The following is a 20,783-nucleotide window of genomic DNA, read 5'->3' as shown; positions in this document are numbered from 1 at the left end:
TGGATGGTTCCAGTATTTGCACCGGCAAATTTCATTCCGGTACGTGGTGAAGGTTCACGTATCTGGGATCAAGAAAATAAAGAATATATCGATTTTGCAGGCGGGATTGCAGTAAATGCATTAGGTCATGCGCATCCAGTGGCAGTTAATGCGTTAACAGAACAAGCAAAAAAACTTTGGCATGTCGGCAATGGTTATACCAATGAACCAGTACTGCGTCTTGCTAAACAACTCACTGAAAATACATTTGCAGACAAAGTATTCTTCTGTAACTCAGGTGCAGAAGCAAATGAAGCAGCATTAAAGCTTGCTCGTAAAGTTGGACTCGACAGCTGTGTCTAAGGTAAAAGCGGTATTGTGGCATTTAACAATGCGTTTCACGGCCGTACTTTATTTACCGTTTCGGCTGGTGGTCAGCCAAAATATTCACAAGACTTTGCACCACTTCCAAACGGCATTAGCCATGTTGCTTATAATGATTTAGAAGCGGCTAAAGCAGTTATTAATGAGCAAACCTGTGCAGTAATTGTAGAGCCTGTACAAGGTGAGGGTGGGGTAATTCCTGCTGATATCGAATTTTTAAAAGGTTTACGTGAACTGTGTGATCAGTTTGGTGCCTTACTTATTTTTGATGAAGTGCAAACAGGTGTCGGTCGTACAGGTGCACTTTATGCCTACATGAACTACGGAATTACACCGGATGTGCTCACTACTGCAAAAGCATTGGGCGGTGGTTTCCCTGTCGGTGCAATGTTAACAACTGATAAATTTGCGCCGCATTTTTCAGTGGGTACACACGGTACGACTTATGGCGGTAACCCGCTGGCAAGTGCAGTTGCAGGTGCTGTATTCGAATTTATTAATACACCAGAAGTACTTGAAGGCGTTAAAGAGCGTCATGATTACTATAAAAATGCTTTAAATCAATTAAATGAAAAATATGAAGTCTTTAAAACAATACGTGGCGAAGGTTTACTTCTTGGTTGTGTTTTAAAAGATAAATTTGCAGGTAAAGCAAAAGATATTAATAACCTTGCGGGTGAGGAAGGTTTATTAAGTCTGATTGCTGGTCCAAACGTTGTACGTTTTACACCATCGTTAATTATTCCTTTTGCTGACATTGATGAAGGTCTAAAACGTTTTGAACGTGCAATTGCTCGCTTTGTAGAAATTCAAAAGGATGAACAAGCAGCATGATGATTATTCGCTACATTGAACCTAAGGATGTTAATGATCTTTACCTTTTGGCTCAAAAAGCGGGTTTTGGTTTGACATCTTTGCAGCCAAATATGGAAAAATTGGCTGCACGCATTGAACGGGCTTGTAAAACAGTAGCAGGTGAATTACCAAAAGCTGATCAGGTTTATTTATTTGTTTTAGAAGATACCGAGCTCAATAAAGTGGTAGGTGTTTGCGGTATTGAAGTTGCGCTTGGTTTAAAAGAGCCTTGGTACAATTTCCATGTGGGCACCCAAGTGCATGCCTCGGAACCTTTAAGTGTCTATAACGCTTTACCAACTTTGTATTTGAGTAATGACCACACGAACTGTAGCGAGCTTTGTACGTTATTTTTAGATCCAGACTACCGTTTAAATAAAAATGGTAAATTTTTATCTAAAGTACGATTCTTGTTCTTGTCTGCATTTCGTCAATATTTCGAAGAAACCATTGTTGCCGAAATGCGTGGTTATTCCGATGCAAATGGGCAATCACCATTTTGGAATGCGGTAGGCCATAAATTTTTTAATATTGAATTTACCAAAGCGGACTATTTAAGCGGAATAGGGCAAAAGGCTTTTATTGCCGAGCTGATGCCGAGACATCCACTCTATGTCGATATGTTGCCAGACGATGCTAAAGCGGCAATTGGTATGGTTCATCCAAATACTCGACCAGCCTACAACCTCTTACTTGAAGAAGGGCTTCGTTATAAAGGTTATATAGATATTTTTGACGGTGGCGCGACGCTACAGGCAGATATCGAAAATTTACGCGCTATTAAAGAAAGTCAGATTTTAGCAGTCAAAGTTGTAGACTCTACTCGTCTAAATTTAGGCGATGAGCCTTATATTGTTGCTAATGACGATTATGAAAACTATCGGGCAATTGTGGTGTATAGCTCACCTTATCAGGAACAACTACAGCTAAGCGCCGAACAGGCTCAAGAACTGAACGTTGAAAATGGAGCATTAGTCCGCGTCTTGAGTATTAATGTTAAACAGGTTTCAAAACCAAAAGCAGCAAATAGATCGGAAAATACCCAGTATTTGCAAATGGTGGTTAATTAGGCAGTGAGTTTTCATAACTCACCAAATTTCATGTCGAATACTATATTATCCCTGAGTCAAAAAATTGATATGGATCTACATCATCTTAATAGAATGAAAGGGACTTATAGGTTCATTTTTATGGATTAAGATGATGAGGCATAACGGGATAATTCTATGGTTAATATTTTATTGTTTTAAATAACTATTTTAAGATTTAAAAATGGAATTTACTAAATTATAAGTGGTTTTAATAATATTTGTAGGATGATTTATTCGGTTCAAGCGAAACTCATAACTCATATTATTAAAACATATTTATAACGGTTGCTATAAATTGGAGTTAATATTACATGAGTAATAATAAAGGAAAGCAGTTCCTGGAAGGAGACCTCCTTGGCAGTCAACATATGACTGGTCAAGAAGAGGAAAAATTGCAACGCTCATTGACAAATCGCCATATTCAAATGATTGCGATTGGCGGTGCAATTGGTACCGGATTATTTATGGGTTCTGGGAAAACATTAAGTGTTTCCGGTACTTCAATTATTTTAACCTATTTAATTATTGGCTTTTTCTTTTTCTTCGTGATGCGAGCAATGGGTGAGTTATTGCTTGCAAATACGAACTTTAAAACATTTGCCGATTTCGCAACCGCTTATTTAGGTCCATGGGCAGGTTTTTTTCTCGGTTGGTCTTATTGGTGTAACTGGATTATTACAGCGATTGCCGATGTAATTGTGATCGGGGGGTACATGCAGTTTTGGTATCCTGATTTACCCGTTTGGATTCCTGCATTTACTTCATTAGCCATATTAACCATACTCAACTTTGTGGCCGTTCGTTTGTTTGGTGAACTGGAGTTTTGGTTCTCACTCATCAAAATTACCGCAATTATTTTATTTATTTTGGCGGGTATTTACTTAATTGGTACCGGATTTACCTCTCCAAATGGGGTCAAGGCTTCGGTGAGCCATTTATTTGAAACAGAGTCGATGTTTCCATATGGTGTAACAGGTTTCTTGGCGGGCTTCCAAATTGCTATTTTTGCATTTGTAGGTATTGAGCTGGCAGGTACAACTGCCGCAGAAACAAAAGACCCGCATACTTCACTTCCAAAAGCCATCAACTCTATTCCTTTACGTATTTTATTATTCTATGTTGGTGCACTAGTTTGTATTATTGCAGTTACATCTTGGGCAAAAGTTTCACCGGAAAAAAGTCCCTTTGTAGAAATGTTCACTCTAGTTGGTTTACCTATTGCAGCCGGTTTAATTAACTTTGTTGTTGCGACTTCCGCTTTATCTTCTGCAAACAGTGGAATCTTTGCGACCAGCCGTATGTTATACGGTTTAGCATTAGACAACGATGCACCTAAAAGCTTTAGTAAGCTGTCAAAAAGAAAAGTTCCAATTCGTGGACTCGTGTTTTCAATGGCGTGCGTAACAGTGGGAACCTCGATTTTATTTATTGTTCCAAATGTCATGACGGCATTTACGATTATTTCAGCGCTCACTTCAATTTTATGTATTTTTACATTTATGCTGATTGTGATGTCATATATTTATTATCGTAAGAAAAGTCCAGAATTACATATTCAATCAAAATATAAAATGCCTGGTGGTTTATTTATGGCATGGATGACTATGTTGTTTTTAGTATTTACTATTGTCATTTTAGCTTTAGATCACGACACTTTAATTGCACTTGAATGCTCACCAATCTGGTTTATTGGTTTATTTATTGCCTATAAATATAAAAAGAAAAAGATGTTGCAGCTTGATATTTTAAAAGCACAAAAGGCTGATTATATTTAAACAAAGTGTAGTGATTTTATTTGTTTAAAAAATAATAAAAAGCCTCATTACGAGGCTTTTTTTATAATCTATTATTTAATATTTGGATCGCCTTTTTTCAAGAAAAAGCGAATTGCCAGTTTTTGCAAGAATGTTCCATAAGGAGGGTGGAAAAGCTGGGTCGGGAAAAATCGATGACGGATAAATACAGTTTTTGCATGTGAAAGTTCACGGAAACCTTCTTCACCATGATATGACCCCATACCTGAGTTGCCGATACCCCCAAAAGGAGCGTCATGGTTAACTACATGCCAACCCCAGTCATTGATGGTCACACCACCTGAATGAGTTTCACGTAAAATTCGGTCGCGTTCTACTGAACTATGTGTAAAGCAATAAAGTGCTAAAGGTCGTTCGTCCGATTTCACATAGGTAATTGCATCATCTAAAGAATCATATGCAACCACAGGTAAAATAGGGCCAAAAAGTTCTTCTTTCATAATGCGCATGTCTGGCGTGCAGTTCAGCACAATCTGTACAGGCATCCTACGGCCTTGTTGATCAAAACTATAAGTGTCGCAAGGAATAATGCGTGCACCTTTTTCTTGTGCATCGGTCAAAATATCTTGAATACGTTTTAAATGGCGGTCATTGACAATCGATGTGTAATTTTCATTGTTTGTGATGTTTTGACCAAACATTTTTATAAAGCTTGATTTTGCAGCATCTACAAACTCATTAATACTCTCTTTAGGAACCAATGCATAGTCAGGTGCTACACAGATTTGACCGCTATTGGTTGCTTTACCATGGGTAATACGTTTTGCAGCATCAGCGAGCGGGTAATTGCGGCTTACAATTGCTGGTGATTTACCACCTAACTCAAGCGTAACAGGCGTTAGATTTTCAGCAGCAGCTCGCATGACGACTTTGCCAATGGCAGGAGAGCCAGTAAAGACAATGTGGTTAAATGGCAAAGTGGTAAATCTTGCTGGGTCTGTAATTTCTTCACCAAAAACCGCCACTTCATCTTCATTGAAAACTTCGGCAAGCATGCGTCGTAGCATGGCATTGGTATTGGGGGTAATTTCAGGCAGCTTAATCATGACTCGGTTGCCCGCAGCTAACGCGGCAATGAGTGGGCCAAGTGCTAAATAAACGGGGAAGTTCCAAGGCACAATCACACCAACCACACCTTTAGGTTGGTATTGCACGCTTAAACGGTTTGATAAAAATAAAAGCTCGGTACGGCGTTTACTTGGGCGCATCCAGCCACGTAAATGATGAATCGCATGATCGGCTTCTAACACTGAGCCAAGCAAATCTAAAAGTTTAGATTCATCGAGTGATCTTGAACTAAAATCAGCATTAATCGCAGCAGCTAAAGCATCTTGATAACGAATAATTTGTTTTTTGAGTTGATGCAGTTTTGTGCGGCGTGCTTCAAGGCTTGGGTAAGGATCTACCTCAAAATTGGCACGTTGTTTGGAAAAAATAAGTTCCATATATTCAGTGGCAGAGCCGCTATATTCTTTTAAGGTGGACTGTTCCATTATTATTCCTTCCATACTTTTGCTTATCATACTTTATGCTTGAAGCGTTGTATGGTCGATGTTAAATTGAGACAACAAGAGGTAGTTTAGTGCCATTATGCACGTCACTCTAGGGATGGTGTGAGTTAAATGCCTAAAAAGCTTTATAAAAGTGCAAATAGTGTTATTGAAGGAAATTATGATAATACATCCTTAGGCTCGAATACATATTTGCTGGGTTTGACCAGTTTATTTGATGAAATGGGCCTGCAAGGTCATTCAATAGTAGAAGTTCTGTCGGGCACAAATATTTTGCCAGAAGCTATAAATCAGCCTTCTTTATATATTTCTCAAGTCCAAAAAATTCAGCTATTTCAAAATATTCAAAAGCTATCAAATGATCCACTTATTGGTCTGCGCGCAGGTCAAAAGCAGCGACTGTCAGATTTTGGGGTGTATGGCTACGCACTATATTCTTCGCGTAATTTTAGACAAGCGGTAGAGCTTGGCATTCGACACATTAAGCTTGCAGGGCCTATTTTAAAGAAGTCTTTTTATATTCGAGATGACGTTGCCATTTTTGAAGGGCAGGACATTATTGCACTGGGTAAGCTTCTGCCTTTGGTGTGCGAGTTTTGGTTTAGCTCCATGCAAACTTTAATTGAAAGGGTGCTTGAAGGACCGTTTCAAGCGAAGAAGCTTTTGTTGCCCTATCCAGCGCCTGACTATGCAGAAGAATACGAAAAAGTTTTTCATTGTCCTGTTCAGTTTAATGCTGGGGTGATGCAATGGCACTTTGATTTAAAATGGCTCGATGTACCTTGCCCAAATGCTAACCCGATTACTGCTGATATGTGTAAGTCGTTTTGTGAGCGGATGCTAGGTGCTGCTGAACTTGAAGAGCCTGAGCTTGTGAAAACGATTCGTTTAATATTATTGGATGGAACGGGGCTTTTTCCGTCGGCTCAAGAAATGGCTGAACGCTTACATATGTCAAAGCGTACTTTACATCGACGCTTGGCAGGGTTTAATTTGACTTACCAAGAATTGTTAGATGAAACACGGCGCCGTCTTGCTGATGAATATTTGCGAGAGACAACTTTAACCATAGATGAAATTGCTGAGAGAATTGGCTTTTCAGATACTTCTAACTTTCGAAAAGCCTATCGCCATTGGACAGGCATTTCACCAAATGAGTATCGAATACAGTACCTAAATTAGATTAAGGTTTGTTTGTTATTTAAATCGAGAGAGTAACTTTTTCTGCAAAAATGGATTACAGAGCAAGATGGCAAATAGAATAATAAATATACCGATAATGCTGAATAGATCCGGTAATTCATGCCAAAAAACAAATCCCCATATTCCTGCAAAAATAATAGCAATGTAGTTCATTGGGCCAATTTGTCCTGCCGGGGCTAGGCTGTAGGCATAAGACATAAACAGTTGGCTAATGTTTGCTAAAAGTCCTGCGGCAATGAGCAGGGCTAGTTCATGCCAAGTGAAAATACGCCAATGCCAGAACATTGGAATAGAGGAAATTAAACTACCAAAAATACAGAAGTAAAAAACAATACGCTCAGGCGGTTCTGTACTGGTTAAAGCTCTTACAGTGACAAAGGCCATTGCTGATAAAAAGCAGGCGCCCAAGCCAATAAAAGATAATGCGTTAAATAGACCTTGGTCGGGTTTAGCGACAAATAAAACCCCAATGAGACCAATCACAGCGGCAAAAATCATCGATTTGGTAATTTTTTCTTTTAAGAAAAGCCATGCAATCAGTGGAATAAAGATAGGAGATGAATAACTAAAAACCATAGCGTTTGATAGTTTTAAGTTCGCAATCGCATAGAAAAAGCCATACATGGCGGCTAACCCAACTAGACTTCGCCACGTGTGCATCCAGAGTTTATCGGTTTTAATAAAATCTAGACCCTGTTTAAAGAGCATCGGAATAAAAATAAATAAGCCGACTGCATTTCTAAAAAACACGACGGTCGCGTTGTCTACCGTTTGCGAAGCAAAACGAATGCACACTCCCATAATGGAAAATAATAATGCCGATGTCATAAGACAAAGCAGTGCTTTTCCAAGTTGTGTAGAGGGGAGATTTGGAGCAGTCTGATTTTGCATAGAGAAATGAGTTTTTGGTTTTCGGTATTATCTTAGCAGTGATGCAGGCATTGGATGAAATATCATTTGATAATGATTCAATAGTGATACTTATTAGAATAAAAAAAGAGAGCCTAGGTCAGCTCTCTTTTAATTTTTAGGGTGCTATTTACAGCTAAAGTTTTCAGCTTTTTCGCTATCACCTTGACCGTTGTAACGAGCAATCAGTGGGTAAGGGCAAAGTGGACGAGTGCGGTCTGGCGCCCAATTTTGTGGAAGTTCAGTATTCACTTGACCACTCGGATTACCTGCGCCGCGTGCAGTCGCAATGATTTTGTCAGGTGCTTGCCCATATTCCACCCAATTAACTAAAGCAGTCAATGCATCAAATTGATCGGTCGCAATGCCATCACGGGTATGGTTCATACCCGGAACTCTAAAGAAACGCGCAAATTCAGGCGCTGTACCTTTTGTATCATTTTTATAGTGTTGTAGCAGTTGATCGTACCAATTTTGGGTGTCATCTACAGAGAAAACGCCATCTGCTGTCCCTTGTACCACAATCATTTTTCCACCGTGATTACGAAGTTTATCTAGATTAAGTTCGTCAGGTGGCATCATGAATGACATCGAATTTTCGGTATACACATCATTGGTTGCCGAGAGTTTTGGATAGTCGGTATCGAAGTTAAAATTAAAGGCAAATTGTCTAGAGTTTTGAGTCACAGTTGGGTCTGGTGGAACCTGAAAAAGAATGCCGACTGCAACAGGGTCACGTGCTGTTCCCACCGAAGATTCGAATTTCCAGCTTGCCCAGTTGCTTCCCACTAAACCGGGGTCGAAAGGCTGGGTTGCATAGAGGGCTTGTCCAGCCGAATTTACAGGACCACGGTAAATATTGGCTAATACATCAATTTGTTCAGTGCTTAGGCAGGTGCCATCTCTTGTGCTTGAGCAAACGGGTACATCTTTGTGAATATCAAAAGCTGTACGGCAAGATTCGACATCTTGAACCAAGCCATCTGCAACACCGTCTAAAGCATCACATCGATCTAAAATCGCTTTTGCTAAAACTTTACGCTCTGAAAGGGTCAGGGCGGTACTTAAGTCATTTTCATCTGTTGCTATACGACGAAGCTGTTGTGCGGTGTAGAGTTGGGCTGCAGCTGCACGAGGTAAATGAAAACCTGGTGTGCTTGCTAAAATTCCATCATATTGGTCGCCCAAACGGGTTGCGGCAATCATGGCATGACGCCCACCATTAGATGTACCGCCTGCATAGGAGCGGTCTGGCAATTTACCATATGCGGCTTTAATTAGGTTTTTTGCCATAGGCGTGAGTTTGGTAATGGCTCCGTAGCCGTAGTTAATTCTGGCTTGGGGGTCTAAGCCAAACATTGGATTTTGTGAAGCGTTATGTCCAGCGTCGGAGGAAATAACAGCAAAACCATCATGCAAGGCATTGGTCAGTGGACCACCGCTACCAACCTGACCTGTTGCAGGGACTAAATTACCATCGGTTCCGCCATTGCCTTGATAGAGAAAACGGCCATTCCAGTCTATTGGTAAGCGCATTTCAAAACCAATTTGATAAGTTTGTCCATCAACAGGGCTTACCCGTTGATCCATATAACCTTTAACCAAACAATGTGCGCCAATCGGTTTGTTGGCGACAGTCAATGTGCCTGCTTCTTGAAGAGTAGCTGAGCTAATAACGGTATTGTTGTATTGAAATCCGAGTAAGTCTGAACAGCTTCCTGTCATTTTTACGCCAACAGCAGGAGATAACTGCGGTGGTTTGTTTGTAGAAGGAGCCGATGTGTCATCATTATCACTTCCACAGCCTGCCAAAGAACCAAGCATGGCAAGTACTAAAGCAGAGTGAGTCAAAATTCGTTTATTGTTGGTGTAATTCATTTATTCATATCCTTATTGAATGAATGGTTGTAATTAATCTAAAACCAGAAAATTAGCTGTGCTTCGAGCAATCATTTTGTTGTTTTGCCAAGCTTCACTTTCGAGATTCAGTACGGTTTTGCCTTGTTTAATGAATCGACATTTTGTAATGACTTCGCCCACAGCACAGGGTCTTAAAAAATCCATTGTTAAGTTGATGGTGGTGGCGGGTTTATGGTCATTGGCGAGAAATGCAAAAAGTCCCATCACATCGTCAAGCATGGCGCAGATCATGCCGCCTTCAACGGTGCCGCGTGGATTAGTAAAGCTTTCTAGGGCTGTGTAATGGATGGTAAGTTCAGTGTTTTGGTCATTCCAGTGGATATTGTGTCCACCCAAATGGTGATGGATGGGCGGTAAGTGTTCTAAAGTTTTTTGAGCCATAATGAAGGGTCCATGCTGAATTATTTATTTCCCGAAAATAAAAAGAGGTTCTATGTGTGACAGAACCTCCTGTTTTGAATTATTTAAATTTCCATGTGTAGTCGATGTTGAGACGGGTTTCGTTTACAGGTTTGATATTGGCGGTAGAGAGCATGTTGTTGTCATAGATTGCATAGCGCGCGCGTAACCCTAAATTTTTTAACCAGCCAGTTTGAACGGTGTAGCCTAAATCAAAGTCTGTTTCTCGCTCTTTTAGATTGGTTCCGCCTAAGTTGGGTGCATAGATGTTGTGACCTGTGGTGTAACGGGTCATAAAACGTAAACCCGGTACAAAATCTTTAAAGTCATATTCATAACGGAAGCTATAGGCCTTTTCTTTTGGGTTTAAAAATTCACCCGGCCATGTATCAATAAGGAGTCCAGTTTCACCACCAGTCAAATACGGGAAAGCGGTATCGCCGTGATGTTGGAAAGTTCCAAAAATAAACTTATGGTTTTGATGTTTGAGTTCGAAATGCGCATGGTAAAGGTCATTATCGACTAAGCCTGCTTTTGCTTGTCCGTCGTCTCGGCTGCGGTAGTAGCGTAATTGTGAACTCAGATTGGACGTATCATTAATTTTATATTGGTGTAATGCACCGACCATAGTTTGGTTATAAAGATCATCAACATCCATGTAAAAAGCGGTGAGTTTGAGTGCAGGATTAAACTGATAGTTTCCACCTAAGTAATAAAGCCCATCAGTTTCAGCACTTTTAAATCGTCCATTTACGCCTGAAATTTTAATTTTTTCATAGTTGGTCGAATCACGATGATTCACTTTATCGAGGTAAGCTGCCTGTAAATCAAAATCTTTAATATCTGTACTGGTGAGTGAAATTCCTCGATAGGTTTGAGGAAGCAATCGAGCAGGTGAAGCAACTAAAACAGGGTTCATTGGCATTAATGTACCAATACGTAACTCAGTCTGGCTCATTTTCGCTTTTGCTGTGACCCCAATTTCGCCATAAGAGTCAGCAGGCTCATTGGTGCGCGTGTCTCTAGGTAAGTTTCCTGTACCTGCGTATTTGGCACTTGCATCGAGTTTAAAGCCTGCCGTTGCAAGTACATCCAGCCCAAAACCAACGGTTCCTTCGGTATAGCCTGAATTGGCTTTGAGAATAAACCCTTGTGTCCAGTCCTTGGCAGCAGGGTAAGCGGATTGCTCTTGGTAGTCGCGGTCAAAATAAAAATTTCGTGTGGTGAGTTCTACTGAACTATTATCAATAAAACTGCCAGCCCAGACCGAGCCTGAGAGCATAAGGGTAGAGTACATCCATAATTTCGACATCGCATTTCTTCCTGAAATAACATTTTTTGTTTTCAAATAAGGCATAGTTGTTGTGTCTGCCTTATTTGGTTTTTAAATCGAATTATTTTCCGAGCAGTTCTCGGGCCACGATTTCCTTCATAATTTCATTGGTTCCCCCATAAATTTTTTGTACCCGCGCATCCACAAAAAAGCGTGAAATCGGGTATTCCTGCATGTAGCCGTAGCCACCAAAAAGCTGAAGTAATTGGTCAATCACTTCACATTGAACATCGGTAATAAAGCATTTCAGTGCGGCAACTTGAGTCACGCTTAACTGGTGTTGTTGATACAGCGCTGCACATTGATCTACAAAGGCTTGGGCAGCTTTTGCTTTGATGTGTGCATTTGCGAGCACAAATCGCGTATTTTGCATTTGACTTAAAGGTTGTCCGAAGGCTTTAAGTTCTAATACATAGTCTTTGGTGATTTCGATGGCTCCTAAAATTGACCCCAACGCCATCATTGAAATGCTTAAACGTTCACGCGGTAACTCTTGCATTAAATAAGCAAAACCTTGTCCTTCCTCACCCAAACGCTGAGTTGCAGGCACACAAACATCATCAAAATATAGTTCGGCTGTATCTTGGGCATGGAGTCCGATTTTTTGTAAAGACCGACCTTTTTTAACACCGTCTAAAGCAGCATCCACTAAAAAAATCGAAATACCTTTTGCTTTGGCTTGCGGATCGGTTTTTGCTACCAAAACAATTAGGTCGGCGTGCAAACCATTTGAAATAAAAGTTTTTGAACCATTCACACGATATTGGTCATTTTCTAAAATGGCTTGAGTGCGTATGGCTTGTAAGTCTGAACCTGCATTGGCCTCTGTCATGGCAATTGCAGTGACGACTTCACCGGTCACCATTTTCGGTAACCAATAACGTTTTTGCTCTTCAGATCCAATATTTTGTAGATAAGGAGAGACCAGCTCATTTTGCCCACCAATGGCAACTGCCAAAGACGCAAAGCCCGCTTGAGCAGTTTCTTGAATCAGCATGAGGGAGTAATGAACAGGAGCGCCATAGCCGCCATATTCCTCAGGCACATCGACACACAAAAAACCATTTTCCCCAAGACGAAGCCATAGATCACGTGGGATGAAGCCATCGTGTTCCCATTGTTCATAATACGGAGCAACCTGTTCTTTTAAGAACCTGCGATAGCTGTCCCGAAATAGTTCAAATTCTGTATCGTGTAGCATGTTGAACCTTTTTTTGGCAAAAGTGAGGCTAAGGCCCAAACCGAAGTTTGAGCTTCCTTTTTTATTTCAATTGCTTATTGTTTTAAGGTGGGCACCCGAATAATCAGCGGGTTATCAGTCTGCTTTTGATAAAGTTCATCAATTAAAGCAGCACGACGCTTGGTAATACTGCTTTGATTGAGGTTGCCTTTATCGGTTACTTCGCCTGCATCGAGTTGAGGTGGCTCGGTCATTAAATAAAGCATTGAGACTGTATTTGAGCTGCCAGTCGCATCTTTATTAAAGGTTGTTAAAAATTGGCGGAACCATTGTTGGACTTTAGGGTGTTGCAGTATCTCTGCTTGAGAATGTTCACCAAGCTTAAGACCTGCATATTGAGCGCAAGCTTCTAATTTTGGAAAAATCAGAAAGCCAACCGCATTTAGGTTTGAACCTGTAATACAAACATCTTGGATGAGTAAGTTACCTTGAATGAGCACTTTGTTGCGTAGTGTGCCCACATTCACAAAAGTACCCGTATTGAGTTTAAAGTCTTCAGCAATTCGTCCGTCGTACATTAGGCCTTTAGTCGGATCAGTGATATCGACTAAACGAACGGCATCGCCTGTATGAAAAAAGCCTTCATCATCAAAAATAGTACTCTGTTGGTCCGCTTTTAAGCGCCAATAGCCTTTCATGACATGTTTGCCACGAACGCAAAACTCAAGTTTGTCACCACATGGGACCAGCTTAATTTCGCACCCCGGAGCAGGGTAGCCAATAAAGCCAGCCATCACGCGTGGGCCAGTTGTGAAAGCGCAAGATGGTGCAGTTTCAGTCATGCCTAAGCCGCTCATAATGCGAATTTTTTCTCCGCAATGTTGCTGGGCAATTTTATCGAGCCTATTCCAGCCCGCTTCTGAAAGCGCTGCTCCTGCAAAGAATAGAATTTTTACTTTGGCAAAAAAGCGGTCTCTTAATTCTTCATCTTTTTCTAACGCTTCGGTGAGTTCTTCCCAACCTTTTGGCACATTTAAATAAACTGTTGGAGAAATTTCTTTGAGGTTACGAATGGTTTCGTCAAATTTTCCTGCAACGGGTTTGCCATCATCAATGTAAATCGTACCGCCATTATAGAGTGCGATGCCGACATTGTGACTGCCGCCAAATGTGTGGTGCCAAGACAGCCAGTCGAGTAGGACAGGCGGCGTTTCTTCAAATTCAGGGAAAGTCTGCAATAACATTTGCTGATTAACACACAACATTAAATGTGTGGTCGGTACAGCTTTAGGCAATTTGGTTGAACCTGATGTAAATAAGAATTTGACAATCTGGTTTTCATCAAGGGTTTGATAAAACTCTTGAACATTTGAAACCGGTGTATCTAACAGCGATTGAAAAGACGTGCAGATCTGATCGCCTACAATACCTTTATTGGTCACCACTTCAATATCGGATGTAATGCATGCCTGAATGGCTTTGGCAAAAGCTTGTCCATCGCTGGCATAAACCATACCAGGTGTGAGCACTTCAAACACATGTTTGAGTTTGCCGAAGTCTTGAGAAATAAGAGAATAGGCAGGTGAAATAGCCGAGAAAGGCACACCCGCTAGCATGGCACCCATAGAAAGTGTTAAATGTTCCAGATCATTGCCACTTAAAATAACGAGTGGTCGTTCTTCGCTTAAATTACGGTCATGCAAAGCTTGAGCAATGTGCCATGCGCGTTGTAGAACTTCGGCATAACTCAGTTTGACCCATTCGCCTTGAGCATTGCGTTTTGCTGCAAAAATATGGTCGGGTTTGGTTTGTGCAAAATGAATTAACCGATCTGTCAGTTTTTGTGGATATGGTTTTAATTGCTCTTTTGGGCTGATATAGAGCGTTTGATCTTTATAGTGATAATGAATATCGTGTTGCCCTAATTTTACGAACCGTTCGCGGTCTTGTGATTGAGTGGCATTCATTTGCATTTCTTTCACTCCATGGAAAGCGCATCACTGCGCTTTATTTTTTTGCATCATGCAATTTTTATTTAATCTGTTTGTCTTCGCACTAGCCTGACTAAATCGGGTAATGACGTGATTGGGTTTGAATGGTAATCCAGCGTAAATCGGTAAACTCAGCAATAGATGCTTTACTGCCAAATCGTCCGTATCCACTTGATTTTGTTCCGCCAAATGGCATTTGAGCTTCGTCATGTACGGTTGCGCCGTTAATATGACAAATACCCGAATCAATCTGTTTAGCCACTTCTAATGCCTGTGAAATATTCTGGCTAAACACTGCTGAAGAAAGGCCGAACTCACTATCATTTGCCAGTGCTACACCTTCTTCAATACTTGAAAAACGTTGAACTGTGCATACAGGCCCAAATGATTCTTCGCGGTAAAGCAGCATGTCAGGTTTAATATTGAGCACTAACGTCGGTTGCATGGTGGTGTCTTCAATATGGATACCTAAAGGTAAGTCAGCCCCTTTGTTTTGAGCATCTTCAAGCAAATGCTGAATACGGTTTGCAGCGCGGCGACTTTCTAAAACACCGATTACATTGTCTTTTGAGGTTGGATTACCTGCCTGAATAGAACGGGTTTTCTCAATCAGTTTTTCAATAAACTGGTCGGCAATATTGTCTTGAACCAAAACACGTTCGGTCGACATACAAATTTGCCCCTGATTAAAGAATGCTCCAAAAGCGACTGCATTTACGGCTTCATTAATATCAGCCTCATTTAAAACCACAACAGGGGCTTTACCACCAAGTTCAAGTAAAACTGGTTTTAAATATTTAGCAGCAGTCTCGGCAATAATTTTGCCGACTTTGGTTGAACCGGTAAAATTAATACGTTTAACGGCTGGATGAGACACTAAGCGCTCCACGATTTGTGGGGCATCTTCGGCGGCATGTGTAATCACATTCACGACACCTTCACCAATCCCCGCTTCATGTAACACTTCACCAATGAGACGATGTGTTGCTGGGCAGGCTTCCGATGCTTTTAACACTACCGTGTTACCACAAGCCAAAGGCATAGCAAGTGCACGTGTTGCCAAAATCACAGGCGCATTCCAAGGTGCAATGCCAACAATGACACCGCAAGGAACCCGTACACCCATTGCAAGATTGCCCGGCACATCTGACGGAATCAGGCTTCCGTCAATTTGTGTGGTCATTGCTGCTGCTTCACGTAACATGTTGGCAGCAATGTGAACGTTAAACCCATACCATGTTGCAGTTGAACCTGTTTCTTGCATTCCAGTTTGAATGAATTGCTCGGTCTTTTGGTCCATTAAATCGGCTGCTTTTAATAAACGTAAACGGCGTTCGGTAGGCGAGAGTTTCGACCATACTTTGAAAGCTTGTTGTGCTGAATCGATTGCACGATCAACATCTTCCAATGTTGCAGCAGCAGCTTTAGTTGCTACCGTTCCATCAATTGGACTAATACGCTCAAAAGTTGCCTGATTTGATGCATCAACAGATTGACCGTGAATAAGTAACTGTACATTTTGCATGGGTTGCGTCCTTACATTGCCATTAAAGAATCAAAAGTTAACCAGTACGTTTATAACTCTGTAAACCCGGTTTAATTGATTTTTCATCTAAGAATTGTTTCAAACCTTCTTGGCGACCATTCTCGGTATCTCGGTGGATACATTGATCGAGTTTGGCATATAAGTAATCTTCGTTTTGGTCCCATGTCAGTTCGCGGCAACGCTTAAAGCCATTTTTAGCAGTACGAAGAACAACAGGGTTTTTCTCAAGTAAGCAATTTGCAAGTTCAGTCACTTCTGCTTTTAATTGGGCAAGCGGTACACTTTTATTCACAAGACCCATCGTTTCAGCTTCTTTACCGCTAAAAGTTTTACCCGTCATGATGTAATACAAAGATGCACGATGACCTACGGTATCTGCCATTGCTTTGCTTACAAGGTTGCCCGGTGGGATACCCCAGTTAATTTCAGATAAACCGAAAGTTGCTTCATCTGCTGCAATTGCTAGGTCACATGCCACTAAAGGTGAGAAACCGCCTCCGAAACACCAGCCGTTGACCATAGCAATGGTTGGTTTTGAATACATACGAAGAAGTTGCCACTGCCAGCGACATGAGTCACGACGAATACGCTCTTGGAAAATCTCTGGTTGAGTGTCGACTTCACGGAAATATTCCTTCAAATCCATACCCGCTGTCCAAGAGTCGCCTGCACCAGTCAGAACCAAAACTTTAGCATTTTGATCAAGCTCAAGGGTTTCAAGCACATCAATCATTTCACGATTGAGGGTTGGGCTCATGGCATTTTTCTTTTCAGGGCGGTTTAAAGTGACCCATGCAATTCCATCTTCAACTTTAACATCTACTGTTTCCCAGCGGTTTTCATAACTCATCTTCATACTCCTTGAATGATTTCTTGCTGTTCTGGGATTTAATCTAATATCAGTTAAACTTACATTCAAGTCTTTTTTGGAAAATTTCATAAATATTTTATAATTTGTTGTATTTTAAATATTAATTATTTTAAAAAATAATTTTAAATAAAAATATGTTGATTTTTTAATAAGTTTAACTGATATTTTTGGTGTGTTTGAAAATAATACACAAAGGGCTAAATGGAACGACTAGTCAATAAAGGACAACACAATGGAAAAAATATCAGGACAGCCTTCAAGGGCAAAAATCACGTTGCTACTGTGCTTTGCCATAGCGATTTTTGAAGGCTTTGATCTTCAATCAATGGGGGTAGCCGCTCCACGAATGCGGGCTGAGTTTATGTTAGATAATGCCCAGATGGCGTGGGCATTTAGTGCTGCAATTTTGGGAACACTCCCAGGCGCAATATTAGGTGGTCGGTTTGCTGATATTGTCGGGCGTAAGAAAATTCTGATTTTTAGTATCTTACTTTTTGGAATTATGTCTTTGCTAACCGCCTATGCCGCCAATTTTAGTCTGTTGCTACTCATTCGTTTTTGTACTGGTTTAGGAATGGGTGGGGCATTACCCATGATGATTACACTTGCTTCTGAAGCTGTACCTGACCAGCACAAAGGCACTGCAGTTAGTGTGATGTATAGCGGCATTCCTTTTGGTGGCTTACTCACTTCCGTCGTTGCCATGTCATTGGCAGGCGATGCAGAGTGGCGTCATATTTTCTATATCGGGGGGATTGCGCCTATTTTACTAATCCCACTGATTATGCGCTTTTTACCTGAGTCAAATGACTACCTGCAACGCAAAGTTCAAGCACAGCAAACTACGCCATTCTTTGAGGTTTTATTTGCCAAAGAGCGTCGTATGTCAACCATTCAACTTTGGATAAGTTTTTTCTGCACATTGGTGGTGTTGTACTTCTTGTTGAACTGGTTGCCATTGCTGATGGGTGCGCAGGGATTATCAAAACTACAGGCGAACTATGTACAGATGGGCTATAACGTTGGCGGAATTTTAGGTTCGGTTCTGATGGGCGTATTGCTTGATAAATTACGCATGAGCTTTGTGATTAAGCTAATTTATCTCGGCATTTTATTCTCACTATGCTGTTTAGCAATTTCTCCAACCGTTGCTTTACTTGCACTTTCGGCAGTGGGTTGTGGCTTATTCATTGTGGGTGGGCAATCGGCGTTGTATGGTTTGGCTGCCATGTATTATCCAACCGAAATGCGTGGAACCGGAGTTGGCGCTGCGGTTGCAATCGGGCGTATTGGTTCTTTTGCAGGACCTTTAATGGCTGGTTTTTTACTCTCGCTTGGACAAAGCTCGACCATCGTGATTGGTTCAAGTATTCCAGTGATCTTAATTGCAGCGATCTCTGCATTACTTCTTGTCAAAAAACCTAAACAGCCTGTACATTTAGTACAAAGCTCAGGTGCTCGCTAAGTTTTAACGAAAGTATGGGGTTAGAACCTCATACTTTCACTACAGATTTTCTTATGATGATTGAAAGGTTATGGTACGTTCGAATTTAGTTCAAAAAAAAGTAGAAGATGAGCCTAAGTTAAGTTACATGATTGCTCGTGTTGACCGAATTATTAGTAAACATTTAACAGAACATTTAAAAGAGCTTGAAATTACCTTACCGCAATTTACCGCACTTTCTGTTTTAGCTTCAAAAAGTAATTTATCCAATGCCAAGCTTGCTGAGCGTTCTTTCATAAAGCCCCAATCTGCCAATAAAATCTTGCAAGATTTACTGGTGAATGGCTGGATTGAGAAAAAACCGGACCCGACACATGGCCGCCGTATTTTAATTACCCTGACCGAAAGCGGGATTGAAAAGTTAAACAAATGCAATGAAGTGGTTTTAAAAGTCGAAGAAAAAATGCTTGAAGGCATTGATATTAACTTGGCTTATTTAATTCGTAATAATCTCGATATTATGGTCAATAATCTTAAAAACCTTTGATGAAAGGTAGATTGCAATTTAATTTATTAAACGCAGTACAAATGCTTAAGCACTGATTCACACAGAAAATTGATTTCATTTTGCAAATGAACTTGCTAGCATCGAAGTGACGTTTTTGATGATGTGTGGCAACGAATGTCTTCAGGACAACAAGTTTTACTAAAACTAAGAAAAATGATTATTTCAGGGGAACTTGAAGGCGGTGCCAGAATTGCCGAGATTCCTACTGCCGAGTTACTTGGCGTTTCACGTCAGCCTGTTCGTATAGCCTTTCGGTTGCTCGAACAAGAAGGTCTCCTCATTAAAAACCCAACTCGTGGTTATACGGTTCGTGAAATTTCCGGAAAACTGGTGCATGACGCACTTGAAGTGCGCGGTGTGCTTGAAGGGTTGGCTGCGAAAACTTTGGCAGAGCAAGGCTTAAGCGAAGATCAGAAAAAGACGTTGCAACATTGCATTCAGGAAACTGAAAAACTCTTTAATGAAAAAGACGAGTTTGGTGATGCTGAGCTAGAACGTTATCATCATTTTAATGTCATCTTTCATGACACCATTATTGAGGGGGCGCAAAACGTTGCGCTCATCCAAGCCTTAGCAAAAAACAATCAATTGCCGATGGCTTCTGCCCAAGCCATTACCTATGACCAGAACCAAGCTTTATCGGAATATCGCCGTTTGCACTATGCGCATTTACAGCATTGTTCGATTTTCGATGCATTGGTAAATCGTCAGGCAGGGCGTGCTGAAACCTTAATGCGCGAACACAGTAGTGTGGTGATTTTAGGTGAAACGCTAAGAAATGTTCTCAGCGCTTAAAGTGAAAAGTTCCTTTATTTTTGAATAAAGGAACTAGGGTATTAAAGCTCAATCACAAGATGTTTAGTTTTTGCACGAGAACAACAAGGCGTAAATTGGTCATTTAGTGCATGCTCCTCATCAGTCATAAATAGATCACGATGATCAGGTATACCTTCTACCACGCGGGTAATACAGGTACCGCAAATGCCTTGTTCACATGAAACAGGAATATCAAAACCATTCGCAATTAATGCTTCTGTTGCAGTCTGCTCTGGCAATACTTCAATTCGGCGGCCCGTACTTTTCACTTCAATAGTAAAAGCTTCATTATTAGACGTATCTACTTTTTGCGCGACAAAATGCTCTTGATGTAACTGTTCGCTATGCCAACCTGCTTGTTCGGCCGCGTTCATGACAAACTGCATAAACCCTGTAGGCCCACACACATATAAGTGTTTATCAGATGAAGCTTGGCGCAAAACCTCTGTCATATTACATTCGGTGTCCGGTTGATCTTGAATATGAAAATGGACTTGGTCACCAAAGTGCTCGGTTAAATTGCCATAGAAGGCAATCATTTCATGACTGCGAACAAAGTAGTGTAATTCAAAAGGAATATTGGCCGACTTAAGCCGATATGCCATCGACAAAATAGGGGTAATACCAATACCACCAGCAAATAAAACTGCCTGTTTTGTTTGAGGGTGAATTTCAAATAAATTACGCGGCTCACCAATTTTCAAATGATCGCCTTCACGATATTCAGTATGGATACAACGTGAACCACCGCGTGAATTGGCATCATGTAAAACACCAATCACGTAACGATGTTTTTCACTACAGCAATTTGAAAGTGAATATTGGCGAGTGAGGCCATTCTTCAGATGCACATCAATATGTGCACCTGCTTCAAAACTCGGCAGCTCCGTACCATTTGCTGCAACCAATTCAAACGCACGAATAGTCGGGGTGAGCTGGTGAATTTTTTGAATAATAACGTCCATGTTC

The 20,783-nt window shown here is 40.9% G+C and carries 16 protein-coding genes and 1 pseudogene; 7 read left to right on the top strand and 10 right to left on the bottom strand.

The genetic code is table 11. From position 1 onward, the window contains the following. The 3 genes and pseudogenes from J582_RS0104970 to J582_RS18975 form a co-directional block, all read left to right on the top strand. A pseudogene (locus J582_RS0104970) lies at nt 1–1,197 on the top strand (aspartate aminotransferase family protein); the annotation flags it as partial. Next, nucleotides 1,194–2,288 (top strand): arginine N-succinyltransferase, encoded by a 1,095-nt coding sequence (gene astA / locus J582_RS18980; protein ID WP_017393638.1) that lies wholly within the window; start codon nt 1,194–1,196, stop codon nt 2,286–2,288. The pseudogene J582_RS0104970 and the gene astA, both read left to right, overlap by 4 nt. Before the next feature lie 332 nt (nt 2,289–2,620). After that, nucleotides 2,621–4,084: an amino acid permease gene (locus J582_RS18975; RefSeq protein ID WP_032048409.1), complete on the top strand. Its 1,464-nt coding sequence runs from the start codon at nt 2,621–2,623 to the stop codon at nt 4,082–4,084. A 71-nt stretch (nt 4,085–4,155) separates the two neighbouring features. On the opposite strand, the gene J582_RS18970 is transcribed toward J582_RS18975, so the two are convergent. Further along, on the bottom strand, nt 4,156–5,616 hold the full coding sequence (locus tag J582_RS18970) for a coniferyl aldehyde dehydrogenase (protein WP_032048408.1): 1,461 nt from the start codon (nt 5,614–5,616) through the stop codon (nt 4,156–4,158). A gap of 129 nt (nt 5,617–5,745) precedes the next feature. On the opposite strand from J582_RS18970, the gene J582_RS18965 reads away from it, so the two are divergent. Beyond that, nucleotides 5,746–6,816 carry an AraC family transcriptional regulator gene (locus tag J582_RS18965; protein ID WP_032048406.1) on the top strand — a complete coding sequence of 357 codons (1,071 nt, stop codon included), beginning with the start codon at nt 5,746–5,748 and terminating at the stop codon, nt 6,814–6,816. Between the two features lie 15 nt (nt 6,817–6,831). Here the strand turns inward: J582_RS18965 and J582_RS18960 are convergent, their stop codons facing one another. The 8 genes from J582_RS18960 to J582_RS18925 form a co-directional block, all read right to left on the bottom strand. Next, on the bottom strand, nt 6,832–7,728 hold the full coding sequence (locus J582_RS18960; protein WP_004888093.1) for a DMT family transporter: 897 nt from the start codon (nt 7,726–7,728) through the stop codon (nt 6,832–6,834). A gap of 144 nt (nt 7,729–7,872) precedes the next feature. After that, complete coding sequence (locus tag J582_RS18955) at nt 7,873–9,624, bottom strand: tannase/feruloyl esterase family alpha/beta hydrolase (RefSeq protein ID WP_032048405.1); 1,752 nt, start codon at nt 9,622–9,624, stop codon at nt 7,873–7,875. A 33-nt stretch (nt 9,625–9,657) separates the two neighbouring features. Next, nucleotides 9,658–10,047 (bottom strand): PaaI family thioesterase, encoded by a 390-nt coding sequence (locus J582_RS18950; protein ID WP_032048404.1) that lies wholly within the window; start codon nt 10,045–10,047, stop codon nt 9,658–9,660. A 79-nt stretch (nt 10,048–10,126) separates the two neighbouring features. Beyond that, nucleotides 10,127–11,377 (bottom strand): OprD family porin, encoded by a 1,251-nt coding sequence (locus J582_RS18945; protein WP_032048402.1) that lies wholly within the window; start codon nt 11,375–11,377, stop codon nt 10,127–10,129. An 82-nt stretch (nt 11,378–11,459) separates the two neighbouring features. After that, nucleotides 11,460–12,599, bottom strand: coding sequence for an acyl-CoA dehydrogenase family protein (locus J582_RS18940; RefSeq protein WP_032048400.1), 1,140 nt, complete (start codon nt 12,597–12,599; stop codon nt 11,460–11,462). Between the two features lie 74 nt (nt 12,600–12,673). Further along, on the bottom strand, nt 12,674–14,560 hold the full coding sequence (locus J582_RS18935) for a feruloyl-CoA synthase (protein WP_171073055.1): 1,887 nt from the start codon (nt 14,558–14,560) through the stop codon (nt 12,674–12,676). 82 nt (nt 14,561–14,642) lie between these two features. Further along, nucleotides 14,643–16,094 carry an aldehyde dehydrogenase gene (locus J582_RS18930; RefSeq protein WP_032048397.1) on the bottom strand — a complete coding sequence of 484 codons (1,452 nt, stop codon included), beginning with the start codon at nt 16,092–16,094 and terminating at the stop codon, nt 14,643–14,645. Nucleotides 16,095–16,131: 37 nt separating this feature from the next. Beyond that, complete coding sequence (locus J582_RS18925; protein WP_002040868.1) at nt 16,132–16,971, bottom strand: p-hydroxycinnamoyl CoA hydratase/lyase; 840 nt, start codon at nt 16,969–16,971, stop codon at nt 16,132–16,134. A 247-nt stretch (nt 16,972–17,218) separates the two neighbouring features. On the opposite strand from J582_RS18925, the gene mhpT reads away from it, so the two are divergent. The 3 genes from mhpT (at nt 17,219) to J582_RS18910 (ending at nt 19,793) form a co-directional block, all read left to right on the top strand. Then, complete coding sequence (mhpT, locus tag J582_RS18920; RefSeq protein WP_000411717.1) at nt 17,219–18,451, top strand: 3-(3-hydroxy-phenyl)propionate transporter MhpT; 1,233 nt, start codon at nt 17,219–17,221, stop codon at nt 18,449–18,451. Between the two features lie 70 nt (nt 18,452–18,521). Continuing rightward, complete coding sequence (locus tag J582_RS18915) at nt 18,522–18,977, top strand: MarR family winged helix-turn-helix transcriptional regulator (RefSeq protein ID WP_000252464.1); 456 nt, start codon at nt 18,522–18,524, stop codon at nt 18,975–18,977. Nucleotides 18,978–19,100: 123 nt separating this feature from the next. Beyond that, on the top strand, nt 19,101–19,793 hold the full coding sequence (locus tag J582_RS18910) for a GntR family transcriptional regulator (protein WP_081405555.1): 693 nt from the start codon (nt 19,101–19,103) through the stop codon (nt 19,791–19,793). A gap of 41 nt (nt 19,794–19,834) precedes the next feature. Here the strand turns inward: J582_RS18910 and J582_RS18905 are convergent, their stop codons facing one another. Further along, on the bottom strand, nt 19,835–20,779 hold the full coding sequence (locus J582_RS18905; RefSeq protein WP_032048396.1) for a PDR/VanB family oxidoreductase: 945 nt from the start codon (nt 20,777–20,779) through the stop codon (nt 19,835–19,837). Nucleotides 20,780–20,783: the final 4 nt, after the last annotated feature.

Origin of the sequence: Acinetobacter sp. 1566109 (assembly GCF_000582255.1) — a bacterium.
GTDB lineage: Bacteria > Pseudomonadota > Gammaproteobacteria > Pseudomonadales > Moraxellaceae > Acinetobacter > Acinetobacter nosocomialis.
Note: the sequence above shows the minus strand (reverse complement) of the source record. Positions and strands in the feature narration are given on the sequence as shown.